We start from the raw sequence: 16,174 nt of genomic DNA on the forward strand, positions 1-16,174 counted from the left end.
GGACGCACAATCCATCTCGGGTTCTGAGTTTTCAATTCGTGCTGAGAGATATTGCAGCGATCCCGGGCGTAAAGTCGGAACGGCGCCCGCAAACCGGCGCGCGGCCCCATTCACCTACCCCACCGTCCCAATAATCGAAACCTCCCGATTCTCCGGCACCTCGTTATACGACAACACATGCAAGCCCGGCGCAAATAACCGCGCATAGCGCGCCAACAGCGGCCGGATCTGCGGCAGCACCAGGAGGATCGGCGGCGTCGCGGCCTGCTTCATCTGCTCGCGCGCCACCGGCATGTTGACCTGCAGCTGCGCCAGCAGGTGCGGGTCGATCGGGTAATTGTCCAGCACCACCTTGCCGCTCTGGCGCGCCTGATTGAGTGAACCGAGCAGCATATTCTCCAGCTCGCCGCCCAGGTTAAACGCCAGCATTTCCTTCCGCTGCCCGAACAGGCTGCCCACGATCTGGCGCCGCAGCGCGCAGCGCACTTCCGCCGCCAGCAGGATCGGGTCCTTGGTCGTTTCGGCACTGTCCAGCAAGGTGGTGGCGATCGGCACGATGTCCTTCAAAGAGACGTTCTCGGCCAGCAGCACCCGGAACACGCGCAAGAGCTGCGTGTGCGTCATCGCCTTGTCCAGCGCGGCGCCCAGCTTCGGGGCCAGCGCCGTCAAGCGCTCCATCAGCGCCGCCACGTCGTCGTGGCGGAACAGCTCCGGCAGGTATTCGCGGATCAATTTGGAGACGTGCGTGGCGATCGCGCTGGGCGCCTCCACCACCTGGTAGCCCATGCCCAGCGCCTGCGCCTTGTCGGCCGGGTCGATCCAGACCACCGGCATGCCGTAGGCAGGCTCCACGCCGGGGATGCCGTCCACCTGCCCGTACATATTCGGCGACGGGATCGCCATCAGACGGTCGGGGAATACCTCGGCCTGCGCCACCGTGGCGCCACCCAGCACGACAGAGTATTGCGACGGCTTCAGGCCCAGGTCGTCGCGCACGCCGATCGGCGGCAGCACCATGCCCATCCCTTCGGACAGGCTCTGGCGCACGCCGCGAATGCGCTTGGTCAGCACCTCGCCTTGCGCCTTGTCGATCAGGCCGACCAGCTTGTAACCCAGCAGCACCTGCAGCGGGTGCACGATGGGCAGGCTTTGCCACTCCAGCTCCGGCGTCTTCTCTTCCGACAGCGCGGCCTGGATCGCCTCGATCTGTTTCGTGTCCGGCGGCGTGACCGCGCGCTGGGTCATGCGGTAGCCGGCATAGGCCAGCGCGCCGCCAAACGACAGGAACGGCAGCCACGGCATGCCCGGCACGATGCCCAGCACGACCATCAGGCCGGCGGCCGAGTACAGGATGTTCGGGCTGGCCAGCAGCTGCTTGCCCACCTCGCTTTCGAAGTCGCCCGCATCGGAAATACGGGTGACGATGATGGCGGCAGCGGCCGACAGCAGCAGCGCCGGGATCTGCGCGACCAGGCCGTCGCCGATGGTCAGCAGCGCGTACTGGCGGAACGCATCACCGAAGCTCATGTCCTGCATCAGCGAACCGATGGCGACACCGCCCACCAGGTTGATGATCAGGATCAGGATCGAGGCGATGGCGTCGCCGCGCACGAACTTCGAGGCACCATCCATGGCGCCGTAGAAGTCCGCTTCCATCGCCACTTCACGCCGGCGCTGCTGCGCCTTTTCCTGGTTGATCAGGCCTGCGTTCAAGTCGGCATCGATGGCCATCTGCTTGCCGGGCAAGGCGTCCAGCGTGAACCGGGCCGACACTTCCGAGATCCGTTCCGCGCCCTTCGTGACCACGGCGAAGTTGATGATCATCAGGATGACGAACACCACCAGGCCGACGACGAAATTACCGCCGATGACGACGTTACCGAACGCCTCCACCACCCGACCCGCCGCATGCGTGCCCTCGTGGCCATGCAGCAGCACCACCCGGGTCGAGGCCACGTTCAAGGTCAGCCGCAGCATCGTGGTGGCCAGGATCACCGTGGGGAACACGGAGAAGTCCAGCGGCCGCTTGGCCTGCACCGAGACCAGGATGACGATCAGGGCCAGCACGATGTTGAACGTGAACAGCACGTCCAGCAGGATCGGTGGCAGCGGCAGGATGATCATGCCCAGGATGGACATGACGAACAGCGGCGTGGCGAACTTATGGCGGCGTAATTCGGCGACGATGCGGTTCAACAAATTCATGACGGCGAAACCTCACTCATGGATGGTGGTACGACAATCTGGTCGGGGAATGCCGGCATGCCTTGCCGGCTCCCCGTCTTGAAGGCTTTCAGCTGCAGCACGTAGTGCAGCACCTGCGACACGGCCTGGTACAGCTGCACGGGAATCTGCTGGTTGACCTGGGCCGTGTTGTAGATCGCGCGCGCCAGCGGCGGCAAGGTCAGCACCTCGATCTGGTGCTCCTGCGCGATCGACTTGATGTACAGCGCCAGCTCGTCGACGCCCTTGGCCACGACGAACGGCGCCTCGGCGCGCTTCTCGTCGTACTTCAGCGCGACGGCATAGTGCTCGGGGTTGACGACGACCACGTCGGCCGTCGGCACGGTCTTGCGCGCGCTGCGCTGCGCCATCGCGCGCTGCAGCTGGCGGATGCGGCCCTTGACCTCGGGCCGGCCCTCGCTGCTCTTGTGCTCTTCCTTGACCTCCTGCTTGCTCATGCGCTGGCCCTTGGCGAAGAAGAACGCCTGCGCCGGCACGTCGAGGATGGCGAACAGGATGAAGATCGACACCAGCGCCATCAGGCCATCCGCCATCAGGTCGGCGCCCTTGATCATCGCTTCCGTCAGGGGCATCGACTGCAGCCGGGTGTAGTCGTGCAGGGTCGAACGGGCCAGGTGCACCAGCACCGCGATCAGGATGCCGGCCTTGCCGACCGACAGGGCCAGTTCGCCGCCATGCTTGGCCGAGAACAGGCGGCCCAGATTCGACATCGGGTTCATGCGCGAGAACTTCGGCTGCAGGTTCTTCGCGCTCAGCACGAACCCGCCCGGCAGCACGGACGACAGCACGATACAGAACGGCACGATGAACAGCGGCGCCACCATCTGCACCAGCAGCAGGCCGGCTTCGTAGAACACGTCGGACAGTGCGTTGCCGATGGTGTCGGTGCCGTCCAGCGCGATGAAGCTCTGGCCGAAGATGGCGCGGAACTGGTCCAGGTAGGACGGCAGCAGGTAGATGAACAGCTTCAGGCTGACGAGGATGCCGACGGCCGTGGCCAGGTCCTTCGAACGGACCACCTGCCCTTCCTCGCGCGCCTTCCTCAGCTTCTGCTGTGACGCCTTCTCGGTCTTGTCGCTGCTGTCAGCCATGATGCGGCACCTCCAGGGTAAGCGCGACGCGCGGCCGGGGAGCCGCGTGCATCTGCTGCCGGATCATCTCCAGCACCTGGCCCGACATGCGCGTGTAGTGGTCGGGAATGAAGCGTACCACCTGGCCCAGCATCAGGAGGCCATACACGGTAATGACGGAAAAGCCCAGCGAGAACAGGTTCAGCGACGGCGCCACGCGATTGAGGAAACCGAAGCCGATCTGCACCACGACGGTGGCGAACACGATCGGAATGGCCAGCAGCAGCGCGGCCGAGAAGATCCACGCCACGTTCCAGGCCACGGTCTGCAGCAGCAATGGCGCGAAGCCCCCACCCAGGGGCCAGGCCTTGAAGCTGGCGCCGATCACGTTGGTGATCACCAGGTGGCCGTCGATGGCGAAGAACACAATGATGGCCAGCATCGACAACAGGCCCGAGACCACGTCCGACGAGGTGCCGTTGAGCGGGTCGTTCATGACGGCCATCGAAAAGCCCATCTGCGACGAGACGATGTAGCCGAGCAGGCTGATGACGGACATGGCGAAGTGGAACGCCAGTCCCAGCACGAAGCCGATGACGGCCTGCTCCGCGGTGGCGACGGCGGCGGCCAGCGAGAACGGATCGATGACGACCATTTCCTTGCCGGTGATCGGCATCATCAGCACGGCGATGACGAGCGAGACCAGCAGCCGGATCGGCACCGGCACCATGGCTTCGCCCAGCACGGGCGCGGCCGACAGCAGCGCCATCGCGCGGACAAACGGCCACCACAACGCGTTCAGCAGGGGGAAGAGATTGGCGAGGACCTGTTCCACGAGTCGTTCGGCTAGCCCACCAGCGTGGCGGCGCGCGTGAAGATGGAAACGCAGTAGTCCATCAGGTAGCCCGCCATCCAGCGGCCCGTCAGGATGATGGCGAACAGTGTTACCAGGAGGCGCGGCAGGAACGACAGGGTCTGCTCGTTGATCTGCGTGGCCGCCTGGAACAGCGCCACCACCAGACCCATCACCAGCCCCGGGACCACGAGCACCATCACCAGCACCATCACGATGTGCAGGGCTTCGACGACCAGGTCGACCGCGACGTCGGGTGTCAGCATGCGCGCTCCCTCCTAATACGCCTGGATGCTGGTGACCAGCGTGTTGACCGTCAGGGTCCAGCCGTCCACCAGCACGAACAGCAGCAGCTTGAACGGCAGCGAAATCACCAGCGGCGACAGCATCATCATGCCCATCGCCATCAGGACCGACGATACCACGAGGTCGATGATCAGGAAGGGAATGAACAGCATGCAGCCGATCTGGAACGCGGTCTTCAGTTCGGACAGCACGAAGGCGGCCAGCTTGACGGCGAAGCCATGGTTCATCGGCACCGTCACGTTGCCCTCGCCCGCCAGGGTGGCGATCTGCTTCAGCGCCGCCTTGCTGGTCTGGGCCAGCATGAAGCGCGACACGGGCTGCTCGGCGATGCGCAGGGCCTCGTTCAGGCCGATCCTGTCCTGGTCGTACGGCACGAACGCGTCGCGCCAGACCTGGTCGCCGATCGGCTTCATGACCAGCAAGGTGAGGATCAGGGCGATGCCGGTGATGATGCGGTTGGGCAGGCCCTGCTGCAGGCCCAGCGCGGAGCGCAGCAGGGACAGCACGATGACGAAGCGGGTAAAGCTCGTCATCATCATGACCATCACGGGCAGCAGGCCCAGGAGGGTCATGACGATCAGGATCTGCATCTTGACCGACAGGTCGGTGGCGGCACCCGGCACCACGCCGGCCAGCAGGTCCGGCGTGTTGGCGGGCGCCTGCGCCGCCGCTTGCGCCCAGCTCTCCAGGGGCAGGCCGGCCAGCACGGCTGCCAGCAAGACTAGTACAACAGGAAACAACCGTGGCAATCTCGTCAAGACACCCCCAAAAGCAAAAGGCCGGCTCAAGCGGCCGGCCAGGGTTGCAAGGCACGTCGTCATGACGTCATCATGTCGAGGTTCAACCCGTCCAGGTCGATCACCTTCAAACCGTAGTTCTCGCCGGCCACGACCACTTCGGCGCGGCCGATCGCGGTGCCGTTGACCTTGATGACGAGCGGCTCGCCGGCCAGCACGTCCAGTTCGACGACGCTTTCCGGTCCAATGCTCATCAGGTCCTGCAGCGAGATGCGGGCCGAGCCCACTTCCAGCGTCAGGGTGACGGGAATCTTGCGCATCATTTGCGGCAGGTCGCGGCGCGGGGCACGCGGCGCCGGCACGTCGGCCAGTTCGCCGGGCACGGGATCGAGGATCATCTCTTCCGTCACGTCTTCGAGCATCGCGTCGTTGGTGCCGTTAGCGTTTATGTTCATCATATTATTCGACGTCTTCAAAAGAGGTTAGGCACAGTTTTCCCTTGTGTTCGGTCACCGCGGCCGTGAACAGCCGGGAGTCTTCCAGCATCACATCGGCCCTGTGCAGGCTGACCGGGATCACGTCGCCGACACGCAGGTCGAACAGCGCGCCCAGCGTCACTTCCTTGCTGACCAGCCTGCCGTTCAGCGACACCTGCATGCGCTGCGCCAGCGGGCTCGCCGGCTTCTGCGCTTTCGGTCCCGTGTCGCGCTCGGGCAACACGCCCCGCAATACGTCGCTGATCAGGTTCTTGTCCAGCGCAAACCACACCTTGCCTTCCAGCTCGCCGTCGCGCACGTTCATCGTGACGATCCACGTACCCTTCGGCGGGTAGGAAGCGGCGATCGGGTGCACCTCGGCCGTGGCTGGATTGTCCACACCGGGCAGGTTCGCCGCGATGCGCTGGGCCACGACTGCCGACAGTTGTTGGCCCAAAACAACGGCCAGGCGCTCCTCCGTCGCTGTAACTTTTACGGTCGCCTCGTCCACCGCGGGACCGCTTTCCTTGCCACGACCATAACGGTTATTCAGCACGGACAGCAACACCTTACGTTCCAGCGCGAAGCCCAGCACGCCGCTGCCGGCCGCATAGTGCTGCCAGCGCACGCGCGCTTCGCTGCCGTCGAGGCGCGAGAAGTCCACCGCTTCGACAGCGAAATTGCCCCAGTAGCGCCGTACCGGCCCCTGGCGCAGGGCGGCGATCAGGTCGTCGCGCAGCTGCGCCGCGAAATGCGGCAGCCGGTGCACGGGCCGGCCCAGCAGGGCAGGATCCAGCACCAGCGGCTTGGCGGTCGTTTGTATTTTAGTCATCAGTGTCATCCGTCCGCATATTCCGTCTGCTTTTCACATCGTATCGCAAAGTATACAAGTGGACGATCCAGGCACGGTAGAATACCCGAAATTCTCGGTTATTGCCACGCGTCAATACGCACAAATCCCCAAATTCCTCTTTACAGTGTTGTTGCCACCCGGTAAGCTTATCCCTGTCCCGAGCAACACACTGCTGTCCTGCAGCAAAATGACAAGCAGTGCCTAGTGTTTGATTATTAAGGACATTTGCCAAAGTAACAGCGTTTCTCTTACAGGAAACAATGCAGCGCACTGAATCGACCCTGGCACATTATTTCAGCATGATTGCAATTAATCATGCGGCTCATCCAGATAATCGGATGCAGGTTATGTCAGCAGTTTTCGGTTTTCCAATCAGGTTGCAAGCGCTGGCAACCCGGACCGGAAAACCGACCCGTAGCACCCCCTGAAGCCAGCCACGGTCCGCCCTGGCACCAACTCTGGGGTTGCACTATGGAAAACGTAGATCAACGTTGCAAGAAAGTGAGAAGCAAATGGCAAACGATATCGCCGGCATGATCCAAGCCGACCTGGCGTCCCTGAAGAACGCCGCCGCCGACCTGGCCCAGAATGCGGCCCAGATCGCCCCGGCCGCGCAGTTCGCGGACCCTTCCTTTGCCGGTGGTTCCACCGGTTCTTTCGCGCAAGCGATGCAGAACGCCGTCTCCGGCGTGAACGCGGCCGAGCAGGCTGCCAGCGCAAAAATGGCCGATGTCGACGCCGGCCGCAGTGACGACCTGGTCGGTGCCATGATGGCCAGCCAGGAAGCCAGCCTGTCCTTCTCCATGTTGATGCAGGTTCGCAACAAGGTGATGGGCGCTGTCGACGAGCTCATCAAGCTGCCGCTGTAATTTCGCCGTAGTTCAGCCGATCCTCCCTCTGTTTCAAGCGAAAGTTCCGACGTGATCAATACTGTCAAGTCCGCCTTCGGGCGTTGGCGTGGTGCCCCCAATGGCATGGTGCCGCCTGCCCTGCTGAAAAACCTGTATCCGCTGCTGCTGCTCGCAGTCGGCGTGACCGCTCTGGTCCTGATGTTCCTGTGGAAGGACCAGGCCGGCTACAAGCCCGTGTTCGGCGCCCGCGAGAAAGTCGCCGCGGCCGACATGATGGGCGTGCTCGAAGCGGAGCAGATTCCCTACCGCATCCACCCGGACAGCGGCCAGGTGCTGGTGCCGGACGCCCAACTGGGCAAGGTGCGCATGCTGTTGGCCTCGAAGGGCGTCACCGCCCAGCTGCCGGCCGGCCTGGAGCTGATGGACAAGAACGATCCGCTGGGCGTGTCGCAATTCGTGCAGGACGTGCGCTTCCGCCGCGGCCTGGAAGGCGAGCTGGCGCAGTCGATCATGACGCTGGACCCGATCGCCTCGGCGCGGGTGCACCTGTCGATCGCCAAGTCGACGTCGTTCGTGTCGTCGGACGGTGAAAAGTCTTCCGCCTCGGTCGTGGTCGGCCTGAAGCCGGGCCGCACCCTGGCGCCCGAATCGATCGCCGCCATCGTCAACATGGTGTCGGGCAGCGTCGCCAGCCTGGCGCCGGCCCGCGTCAGCCTGGTCGACCAGGCCGGCAACCTGCTGTCCTCGCGCGTCGACCTGACCGATGGCTTCGACGCCACCGCCAGCGGCAACGAAAGCCAGAAGCGCATCCAGGAAGAGATCAAGGGCAATATCCGCGGCCTCCTGGGTCCGATCATGGGCGAAGACAACTTCAAGGTCAGCGTGACCGCCTCCGTGGACAACGACAAGGTCGAGGAAACCATCGAGAAGTACGGCGAGACGCCGAAGGTCACCAGCGAAGCGATGCGCGACGAGCAGGACCGCAACCGCATGGTGATGGGTGTGCCGGGCACGCTGTCGAACCGCCCGCCGCAAGCGGCCGCCGATCCGGCCGCAGCCGCGCCGGCCGCCGGTGCCGACGGTGCCGCCGCCGCCCCGGGCGCCCCGGGCCAGCTGCCCGACGGTACCGCACGCAAGAATGCAACCACGCGCCAGTATGCTTACGACCGCAGTATCGTACAGACCAAGCGTGCCCGCGGCCGCCTGGAACACCAGAACGTCGCCGTCGTGCTGGCCCAAGCGGCCGCCATGAACCCGAAAACGGGCTGGACCGCCGCCGAGCTGGCCAACATCGACAAGGTGTTGCGCAACGGCCTGGGCATCAACGCCGAGCGTGGCGACACGCTGGTGGTGACGGCGATGAATTTCCCGCCGAAAGCCGCGCCGGTGCAATGGTGGGAAGAACGCGACAACATCGTCGACATGAGCGGCTGGGCCAGCTACGCGATCGCCACGCTGCTGGGTTACTTCCTGGTGCTGCGTCCGCTGCTGCGCCTGCTGACGAACCGCCTGGCCCCGGCCGGCACGACGAGCGCGGCGGCACTGGCGATCGATACCCGCAGCGGCGCGGACCGCCGCGCCGGCGAAGCGGCCGCCCTGCCGGTGAACGCCGAAGCGGTTGCCGGTACGCCAGCCGCGCTGGGCACGACGCCGGCAGCGACTGTCGTGGCCGGTGCCCCGGCCGCCGTCGAGATGAGCTCGTCGGGCATGCCGGTGGTGCCGCTGCTGGAAAACTATGATCTGCCGCCTGCCGGTTCGCCGGTCGATGTGATGGTCGATCACCTGAAGGTTCTGGCCGAGAAAGAGCCGGAGCGTGTTGCGGAAGTCGTCAAACAGTGGATGCAGAAAAATGGCCGAGCTCAATAATATGAACGCGAACGAGATGATGCCCGTCGAGGGCGCCAACCTGACCCCGGTCGAGCAGGCCGCCATCGTGCTGCTGTCGATCGGCGAGGAGCAGGCCGCGGCCGTGCTGCGCTGCCTGTCCCGCGAGGAACTGCTGGAAGTCACGCAGGTCATGTCGCGCATGAGCGGCATCAAGGTCGAGGCCGTGAAGACGGCGATCCAGACCTTCTTCGACGACTACCGCGAGCAGTCCGGCGTGCACGGCGCGTCGCGCTCCTACCTGAAGCGCTCGCTGGACCTGGCGCTGGGCGGCGACATCGCCAACACGGTGCTGAACAATATCTACGGCGACGAGCTGCGCCCGAAGATGGCACGCCTGCAGTGGGCCTCGCCGAAGTGGCTGGCCGACTACATCGCCAACGAGCACGTGCGCATGCAGGCCGTGTTCCTGGCCTTCCTGCCGCCCGCGCTGGCCGGCCAGATCATCGATGGCCTGCCGCTGGAAGGGCGCGACCTGGTGCTGCTGTCGCTGGCGCGCCTGGACGAGATCGACCGCGACCTCCTGGTCGAGCTGGACGAGCTGGTCGACCGCTGCCTGGCCTCCTTCGACATGCAGAGCACCAGCATCGAGGGCGTCAAGCAGGTGGCCGAGATCCTGAACCGCCTGCCGGGCAACCGTGCGCAAGTGGTGGAACTGCTGCGCGCCCATGACCCGTCGATCGTCGAGCAGATCGAGCTGTCGATGTACGACTTCCTGATCCTGTCGACGCAGACCGAAGCCGTGCTGTCGCGCATCATCGAGGAAGTGCCGCTGGAGCAATGGGCGATCGCGCTGAAGGGCGCCGAGCAGTCGATCCGCGACGCCGTGCTGCGGACGATGCCGAAACGCCAGGCGCAAGCCTTCGAGGACATGATGCGCCGCGCCGGTCCCGTGCCGATGTCGCGCATCGAGGCGAGCCGCCAGGAAATCATGGCCACCGTCAAGGCGCTGGCCGATTCCGGCGAAGTCGAAGTGCAGCTGTTTGCCGAGACGGTGGTCGAATGAAGCAGTTCCGCCCTTACCGGTTCCCACCGCTGTCGCATCACACGCCGCCGGCGGGACAGCGCGGCAGCGGCCAGGGTGCGACGGTCGATGCCGCCCAGTGGCAGGCGTCGATCAGCGAGGGCTACGAGCAGGGGCAGCGCGACGGCTATGAAATCGGCCTGCAGCGCGGCCAGGAAGACGGCTACGAGGCCGGCCGCGAGCAAGGCATGGCCCAGGGCCGCGAGGAAGGCCGCCAGGAAACCCTGGTCGGCTTCGACCAGCTGGCCCGCCCCGTCGACGCGATGCTGAAGAGCCTGAAGAAGCTGCGCACGGATTACCGCGCGGCGCAGCGCAAGGAAGTGGTGGACCTGGTCGCCAAGGTGGCCCGCTCCGTCATCCGCGCCGAGCTGGCGCTGCAACCGGTGCAGATCATGGCCTTGGTGGACGAGACGCTGGCCTCGATGCCGCCGACGCGCGAGGAGATCGACGTCTACCTCAATCCGGAAGAGCTGAAGCGTGTGACGGAACTCGATCCGAAGCGCGCCAAGCGCTGGAACCTGATCGCCGATGCGCGCCTGGAACCGGGCGAATGCCGGATCCGCGCCGGCGACAGCGAAGTGGACGCCGGCTGCACGCAGCGCCTGGCGGCCGTGATGGAACAAGTGGACAAGCAACTGCAGGCCGCCGATGGCGGCGATGACGAAGACGAGAACGACGAATGATCGCTGACGCACTGCGCAAACTGGAGCTCGACGCCGTACCGATGGCGACCCCGACGGGCCGCCTGGTGGGTGCGCAGGGCTTGCTGCTGGAAGCGGTCGGCTGCCCGATGCACACGGGCCAGCGCTGCCAGATCGAGACGGTCGACGGCGGCTGGCTGGAAGCGCAGGTGGTCGGTTTCCGCGACAAGGTGTCGTACCTGATGCCGTTCAAGAAGGCCATCGGCCTGGCGACGGGCGCGCGGGTGCTGCCGCACGCCGACAAGGTCAACCTGCAGATCGGCAACGGCTGGCTGGGCCGCATGGTCAACGGCCTGGGCGAGCCGATCGACGGCCTGGGCAAGCTGACCGGCGAGCACGTGCTGGAAATGCAGCCGCCCAAGGTCAACCCGCTGAAGAAAAAGCCGGTGGAAGAGCCGCTCGACGTGGGCGTGCGCGCCATCAATTCCATGCTGACCCTGGGCAAGGGCCAGCGCGTGGGCCTGATGGCCGGCTCCGGCGTCGGCAAGTCCGTGCTGCTGGGCCTGATCACGCGGCAGACGGTGGCGGACGTCGTCGTCGTCGGCCTGATCGGCGAACGCTCGCGTGAGGTGCGCGAATTCGTCGACATGTCGCTGGGCGCCGAAGGCCTGAAGAAAGCCGTGCTGGTGATCGCGCCGGCGGACGAGTCGCCGATGATGCGCGTGATGGCAACCGAACTGTGCCATTCGATCGCGGCGCACTACCGCGACCAGGGCAAGAACGTGCTGCTGCTGGTGGACTCGCTGACGCGTTATGCGATGGCGCTGCGCGAAGTGGCGCTGGCGCTGGGCGAACCGCCCGCCACGAAAGGGTATCCGCCCTCGGTGTTCTCGAACCTGCCGCAGCTGGTGGAATCGGCCGGCAACGGCGAGCACGAGGACGGCTCGATGAGCGCCATCTACACGGTGCTGGCCGAAGGCGACGACCAGCAGGACCCGATCGTCGATACGGCGCGGGCGATCCTGGACGGCCACATCGTGCTGACGCGTTCGCTGGCCGAGCGGGGCCACTACCCCGCCATCGACGTGGGCCAGTCGATCAGCCGTTGCATGAACGGCATCATCAGCAAGGACCACATGCTGGCCGCGCGCGCCCTGAAGGCGGCGATGGCCAAGCACGACCGCGTGCGCGACCTGATCCCGCTGGGCGCCTACGTGCCCGGCGCCGATCCGGTGACGGACCGCGCGGTCCAGCTGCACCCGCATATCGAGGCGTTCCTGTGCCAGGGAACGAAAGAAGACGCACCGTACACGCCGTGCGTGGAGCAACTTGAAAGGCTGATGAAGTGAGCGACCTGAACCTGATTCGCAACCTGTCGACCCTGGTAGCACTGCGCAATACGGAAGTGGAAAAGCTGCAGGCCGTGCAGGCCGAGAAGCAGGCCACGGCCGAGCGCTACCGCAAGAACCTGGAGCGCCTGCACAGCCTGGCGACCAACAGCGGTGCCTCCGGCGCCCTGCCGATCGCCCTGGCCGCCAACTGCGGCAACTACAAGCAGGCCGTGCTGGCGATGGCCGACAGCCACCGGCTCGACCTGACGATGCACGAGGCCGACATGGCGGTGTCGCAACGGGCGCTGACGGCGGCCTTCGTCAAGCGCGAGGTGCTGGGCCAGGTGCTGGAGAAAAAGCAGGCGGTGGTGACCACGGCGAAGAACGTGCAAGAACGCAAAGTGCATGACGACCTGGCTACGCAACTGTGGCTGCGGGGCCAAAAATAAGGCGTTTTGAATCCATACGGAAATAAATTTCATGAGAACGTGACTTTGGTCGCTTCTACCCAAGGTACACTCTCAATAATTTCCTCGGAGCACGAAAATGGCAACGACCGCACCAACCTACGATCCGAAAAATACGGCGACCCAGCTGGCCACCGCCTACATCGCGGACCGCCAGCAGATCCTGACGACGCAGAACTCGGCCGCCACGTCGACGGAAAAAGCCCTGTCGAGCCTGAACTCGGCGCTGAACGCGTTCGAAAGCGTGATGTCCGGCCTGTCGCTGAAGAAATCGGTGCTGGCCACGTCCGCCACGTTCAGCTCGACCGTCGGCACGGCCTCGGCCAGCACGTCGGCCGCGCCCGGCAACTATTTCTTCTACGTGGAGCAACTGGCCACGGCGAACCAGGCCTCGTACGAGAACCTGAGCGATACCACGCCCATCGCCGAGGCGGGCACGATCACCGTCTCGGTCGGTTCGACCAGCTTCCCGGTGGACCTGGCGACGGCGGACAAGAGCGGCGACGGCATCCTGTCGGTGAAGGAGCTGGCGGCGGCGATCAATATCGCGTCCGGCAACACGGCCAAAGTGACGGCCTCGACGATGACGGTGAACGGTGTCCAGCAGCTGGTGCTGACGGGCAGCGAAACGGGCGCGGCCAACACGGTGTCGATCGACGCCAGCGCCCTGCCCGCCGGCAACCTGAAGGATACCCTGAGCCTGGCGGGCAACCGCAAGGACCTGATGGTGGCGCAGGACGCCATCGTCTGGCTGGGCGACCAGGGTACCGGCACGCCGCTGCAGCAGGCCTCGAACACGTACAACGTCATCGACGGCGTGTCGATGACGTTCAACAAGGCGCAGACGGCCGGCGAAAAGCCGGTCAGCCTGACGGTGGGCACGGATTCCTCGGGCACCCAGGCCAACCTGCAGGGCTTCGTGGACGGCTGGAACGCGCTGGTCAAGACCTTGCAGGGCCTGACGAACTCGGGCGACGCGGTCAAGGGCCAGTCGGCCGGTGCGTTCAGCTCGGACGCCGGGGTGCAGGCGCTGCGCACGCGCATGCAGGCGGCACTGCGCCAGGAAGTGGGCGGCGTCAGCCTGGTGAACTACGGCATCACGGCCCAGCGCGACGGTACGCTGAGCCTGAATACGACGCGCCTGGACAAGGCGCTGGCGGCCAATCCGACCGGCCTGGATGCCATCATGGGCTCGTCCAGCCTGACCACGCCGTCCGGTGTCATGGGCAGCCTGGACAAGCTGATGGACCAGTGGACGGACACGTCGACGGGCCAGATCACGAAGCGGCGCGACAACAACACCAAGTTGCAGAGCTCGATCATGGACCGCCAGGCCCGCCTGGACAAGCAGTACGAGTCGGCCTACGTGCGCTACCTGAACCAATTTACCAAGCTGCAGACGCTGCAAGCGCAGATGGGCAGCAATACCAGTATTTTCGACGCCCTGTTCGGCGATAAATCGAACTGAGCCTGACGGCCGGCCGAGCGAGCAGGGCAACCCAGAATTCAAGCATAGAACGGTGACCCCATGATGAATCACGACGCATACAGCGAATACCACTCGACCAACCTGGACGCGCAGACCGCGCGCGCCTCGCCGATCGAGCTGGTGCTGGTCCTGACCGACGGCCTGCTGGAAGAGCTGGCGCGGGCGCGCGGCCACGTCGTGGGCAAGCGCTACGAGCTGAAGGCCACGAGCCTGGACAAGTGCACGCAGATCATCAACGGCCTGTCCAGCTCGCTCGATTTCGACAACGGCGGCGAAGTCGTCGCCAACCTCGGCCGCCTGTACGACTACTGCGCCGCGCGCCTGTACCGGGCCGGCATCGACATGGACCCGGCCATCATCGACGAGGTCGTGGGCCTGCTGTCGACGATTCGCCAGGGCTGGCTTGGCGTGCAGGCCAAACATGGATAGGCAACAGCAGTTGTTGCGGATGGGCCAGCGCCTGTCCGCGGCCAGCGCGGCGTCCGACTGGGACGCGCTGGCGGAAATCAATACGTTGATGGCGTCCTCCTTGCCGGCCATGGCCGCCCAGGGCAAGTGGACGCCAGCCGAAAAGGCGGCCCTGGCCGCCTTGCGCCAGCTGCACCGCGAAGCGGTCCAGAAGGTCGCAGCGGCCGGCGCGGAACTGGGCAAACATTTGCAGCACATGAACACGCACAAGGAGGGCTGGCTGGCTTATGCCCTCGATAACGATTTTGCCGGAACCGAAGCATGATGATGACTTTCCCCTCCGCGCCGGGTGGCGCGACTCCCGATACTACACTGCCGGGCACCCCCGCGCCCGCATCCGGTATCCCTGGCGTTGAAGGCCAGGCCGAAGCGACCGGCCTGCCGGCCCTGTTCGCGCAACTGCTCGACGTGGCGGCAGCCGCGGTGCCCGGCCTGGACATGGCCGGCCTGCAGGGCGCCAGCGCACCCGCGGGCGACGCCCCCGCGGCCACGGCCGAAGGCGCAGCGGAAGGCACGGATGCGGCCGCCGCGCCGCTGGCCGCGATGCTGCCGATGATGAACTTTGCCGCGCTGGCCGTGGCGCGCCCGGACACGGCCACGACGCCGGTGACCGGCGCGCCAGCCGCCGGCACGGCCACCGCTGCCGTCAACGGCAACGGCCTGGCGGCGCTGGACGGCGCCGCCGGCCAGGTGCGCAACCTGTCGCTGCTGGCCGCCACGTCGGACCAGGCGCGCCAGGCAGCCGCCAATGCCATCACGGCCGCGGCGCTGCCGGGCAACCTGCGCACGCCGGCAACCGCCGCCGCGCCGGTCCAGGGCGAGGAGGCACCGGCGGCCGGCAACGGCCGCACCGCCCTGCCCGCGACCACGCCGGCCGCAACCGGCACCGGCACCGCCGCGGCAGCGCCGCTGACGGCCGTGGCGCAGGATGCCGGCCTGGCGTCGGACAGCAACGCCCGCCGCGACGACAGCGGCCAGAACCCGTCGTTCCGCAGCGTGATGTCGGCGGCGGCTCCGGCCGCGCCGGAGAGCGCCAACGCGACCGCCACGGTGAAACTGGCCGGCAATCCGGAGCAGTGGCAGCAGCCGCTGCGCGCCGCCCTGGGCGACCGCCTGCAGCTGCAACTGCAGCGCAACAACGAACACGCGGTGATCCGCCTGGAACCGCCGAACCTGGGCAGCATCGAGATCTCGATCCGCCACACGGCCGGCGCGCTGCAGGTGAATCTGTCGGCCAGCAACAGCGATGTGCTGCGCCAGTTGAACAACGTCAGCGACAACATGCGCCAGGATCTGTCGCAACGCCAGTTCAGCGACGTGGCGGTGACGGTGTCCTCGTCCGCCAATCGCGGCCTGGCCGACGGCGGCGGCGGTGGCCGCCAGGGCGAGCGCGAGCAGCAGGAACGCGGCCCGGGCCGTGCCCTGTCGGACGACGACACGCCCTCCTCCACCTTTGCCATGCTGACCGAGCGGGAGTAAC

The 16,174-nt window shown here is 65.9% G+C and carries 17 protein-coding genes; 10 read left to right on the forward strand and 7 right to left on the reverse strand.

Going from position 1 to position 16,174, the window contains the following annotated elements; genetic code table 11:
• Nucleotides 1–114 precede the first annotated feature (114 nt).
• The 7 genes from E7V67_015905 to E7V67_015935 form a co-directional block, all read right to left on the reverse strand.
• Nucleotides 115–2,205, reverse strand: coding sequence for a flagellar biosynthesis protein FlhA (locus E7V67_015905; protein WUR11197.1), 2,091 nt, complete (start codon nt 2,203–2,205; stop codon nt 115–117).
• The gene (locus E7V67_015910; protein WUR11198.1) at nt 2,202–3,335 is read right to left on the reverse strand and encodes a flagellar type III secretion system protein FlhB; all 1,134 of its coding nucleotides are present in this window, start codon (nt 3,333–3,335) and stop codon (nt 2,202–2,204) included. Before E7V67_015910 ends, E7V67_015905 begins: the two co-directional genes overlap by 4 nt.
• A complete protein-coding gene (gene fliR / locus E7V67_015915) occupies nt 3,328–4,149 on the reverse strand; it encodes a flagellar biosynthetic protein FliR (GenBank protein WUR11199.1) in 822 nt (273 codons plus the stop codon). Before fliR ends, E7V67_015910 begins: the two co-directional genes overlap by 8 nt.
• Nucleotides 4,150–4,160: 11 nt before the next feature.
• On the reverse strand, nt 4,161–4,433 hold the full coding sequence (gene fliQ, locus E7V67_015920; protein WUR11200.1) for a flagellar biosynthesis protein FliQ: 273 nt from the start codon (nt 4,431–4,433) through the stop codon (nt 4,161–4,163).
• Between the two features lie 12 nt (nt 4,434–4,445).
• Nucleotides 4,446–5,168 (reverse strand): flagellar type III secretion system pore protein FliP, encoded by a 723-nt coding sequence (gene fliP, locus E7V67_015925; GenBank protein ID WUR16297.1) that lies wholly within the window; start codon nt 5,166–5,168, stop codon nt 4,446–4,448.
• Nucleotides 5,169–5,290: 122 nt separating this feature from the next.
• A complete protein-coding gene (locus E7V67_015930) occupies nt 5,291–5,668 on the reverse strand; it encodes a FliM/FliN family flagellar motor switch protein (GenBank protein WUR11201.1) in 378 nt (125 codons plus the stop codon).
• Between the two features lies 1 nt (nt 5,669).
• The gene (locus tag E7V67_015935) at nt 5,670–6,518 is read right to left on the reverse strand and encodes a FliM/FliN family flagellar motor switch protein (protein ID WUR11202.1); all 849 of its coding nucleotides are present in this window, start codon (nt 6,516–6,518) and stop codon (nt 5,670–5,672) included.
• 533 nt (nt 6,519–7,051) lie between these two features.
• Between E7V67_015935 and E7V67_015940 the strand changes: the two genes are divergently transcribed.
• The 10 genes from E7V67_015940 (at nt 7,052) to E7V67_015985 (ending at nt 16,173) form a co-directional block, all read left to right on the forward strand.
• Nucleotides 7,052–7,408, forward strand: coding sequence for a flagellar hook-basal body complex protein FliE (locus E7V67_015940; GenBank protein WUR11203.1), 357 nt, complete (start codon nt 7,052–7,054; stop codon nt 7,406–7,408).
• 51 nt (nt 7,409–7,459) lie between these two features.
• Nucleotides 7,460–9,256, forward strand: a complete 1,797-nt coding sequence (gene fliF, locus E7V67_015945; protein WUR11204.1) for a flagellar basal-body MS-ring/collar protein FliF — start codon at nt 7,460–7,462, stop codon at nt 9,254–9,256.
• Nucleotides 9,240–10,280 carry a flagellar motor switch protein FliG gene (locus E7V67_015950; GenBank protein WUR11205.1) on the forward strand — a complete coding sequence of 347 codons (1,041 nt, stop codon included), beginning with the start codon at nt 9,240–9,242 and terminating at the stop codon, nt 10,278–10,280. Before fliF ends, E7V67_015950 begins: the two co-directional genes overlap by 17 nt.
• The gene (fliH, locus tag E7V67_015955; GenBank protein ID WUR11206.1) at nt 10,277–10,981 is read left to right on the forward strand and encodes a flagellar assembly protein FliH; all 705 of its coding nucleotides are present in this window, start codon (nt 10,277–10,279) and stop codon (nt 10,979–10,981) included. The genes E7V67_015950 and fliH overlap by 4 nt, the downstream gene beginning before the upstream one ends.
• Nucleotides 10,978–12,288 (forward strand): flagellar protein export ATPase FliI, encoded by a 1,311-nt coding sequence (gene fliI, locus E7V67_015960; protein WUR11207.1) that lies wholly within the window; start codon nt 10,978–10,980, stop codon nt 12,286–12,288. The genes fliH and fliI overlap by 4 nt, the downstream gene beginning before the upstream one ends.
• A complete protein-coding gene (locus E7V67_015965) occupies nt 12,285–12,719 on the forward strand; it encodes a flagellar FliJ family protein (protein ID WUR11208.1) in 435 nt (144 codons plus the stop codon). Before fliI ends, E7V67_015965 begins: the two co-directional genes overlap by 4 nt.
• A 97-nt stretch (nt 12,720–12,816) precedes the next feature.
• Nucleotides 12,817–14,205, forward strand: coding sequence for a flagellar filament capping protein FliD (gene fliD / locus E7V67_015970; protein WUR11209.1), 1,389 nt, complete (start codon nt 12,817–12,819; stop codon nt 14,203–14,205).
• 60 nt (nt 14,206–14,265) lie between these two features.
• Nucleotides 14,266–14,655: a flagellar export chaperone FliS gene (gene fliS / locus E7V67_015975; protein ID WUR11210.1), complete on the forward strand. Its 390-nt coding sequence runs from the start codon at nt 14,266–14,268 to the stop codon at nt 14,653–14,655.
• The gene (locus tag E7V67_015980; GenBank protein ID WUR11211.1) at nt 14,648–14,959 is read left to right on the forward strand and encodes a hypothetical protein; all 312 of its coding nucleotides are present in this window, start codon (nt 14,648–14,650) and stop codon (nt 14,957–14,959) included. Before fliS ends, E7V67_015980 begins: the two co-directional genes overlap by 8 nt.
• On the forward strand, nt 14,956–16,173 hold the full coding sequence (locus E7V67_015985; GenBank protein ID WUR11212.1) for a flagellar hook-length control protein FliK: 1,218 nt from the start codon (nt 14,956–14,958) through the stop codon (nt 16,171–16,173). The genes E7V67_015980 and E7V67_015985 overlap by 4 nt, the downstream gene beginning before the upstream one ends.
• The last annotated feature ends 1 nt before the right edge of the window (nt 16,174 follow it).

The organism is [Empedobacter] haloabium (assembly GCA_008011715.2).
GTDB classification, from domain to species: Bacteria; Pseudomonadota; Gammaproteobacteria; order Burkholderiales; family Burkholderiaceae_D; genus Rugamonas; species Rugamonas haloabia.

Coding starts and splice junctions, on each gene's coding strand:
- E7V67_015905 (WUR11197.1), bottom strand. CDS start 2,205: ATGAATTTGTTGAACCGCATCGTCGCCGAATTACGCCGCCATAAGTTC.
- E7V67_015910 (WUR11198.1), bottom strand. CDS start 3,335: ATGGCTGACAGCAGCGACAAGACCGAGAAGGCGTCACAGCAGAAGCTG.
- fliQ (WUR11200.1), bottom strand. CDS start 4,433: ATGCTGACACCCGACGTCGCGGTCGACCTGGTCGTCGAAGCCCTGCAC.
- E7V67_015930 (WUR11201.1), bottom strand. CDS start 5,668: ATGATGAACATAAACGCTAACGGCACCAACGACGCGATGCTCGAAGAC.
- E7V67_015935 (WUR11202.1), bottom strand. CDS start 6,518: ATGACTAAAATACAAACGACCGCCAAGCCGCTGGTGCTGGATCCTGCC.
- E7V67_015940 (WUR11203.1), top strand. CDS start 7,052: ATGGCAAACGATATCGCCGGCATGATCCAAGCCGACCTGGCGTCCCTG.
- E7V67_015950 (WUR11205.1), top strand. CDS start 9,240: ATGGCCGAGCTCAATAATATGAACGCGAACGAGATGATGCCCGTCGAG.
- fliH (WUR11206.1), top strand. CDS start 10,277: ATGAAGCAGTTCCGCCCTTACCGGTTCCCACCGCTGTCGCATCACACG.
- fliI (WUR11207.1), top strand. CDS start 10,978: ATGATCGCTGACGCACTGCGCAAACTGGAGCTCGACGCCGTACCGATG.
- fliD (WUR11209.1), top strand. CDS start 12,817: ATGGCAACGACCGCACCAACCTACGATCCGAAAAATACGGCGACCCAG.
- fliS (WUR11210.1), top strand. CDS start 14,266: ATGATGAATCACGACGCATACAGCGAATACCACTCGACCAACCTGGAC.
- E7V67_015980 (WUR11211.1), top strand. CDS start 14,648: ATGGATAGGCAACAGCAGTTGTTGCGGATGGGCCAGCGCCTGTCCGCG.
- E7V67_015985 (WUR11212.1), top strand. CDS start 14,956: ATGATGATGACTTTCCCCTCCGCGCCGGGTGGCGCGACTCCCGATACT.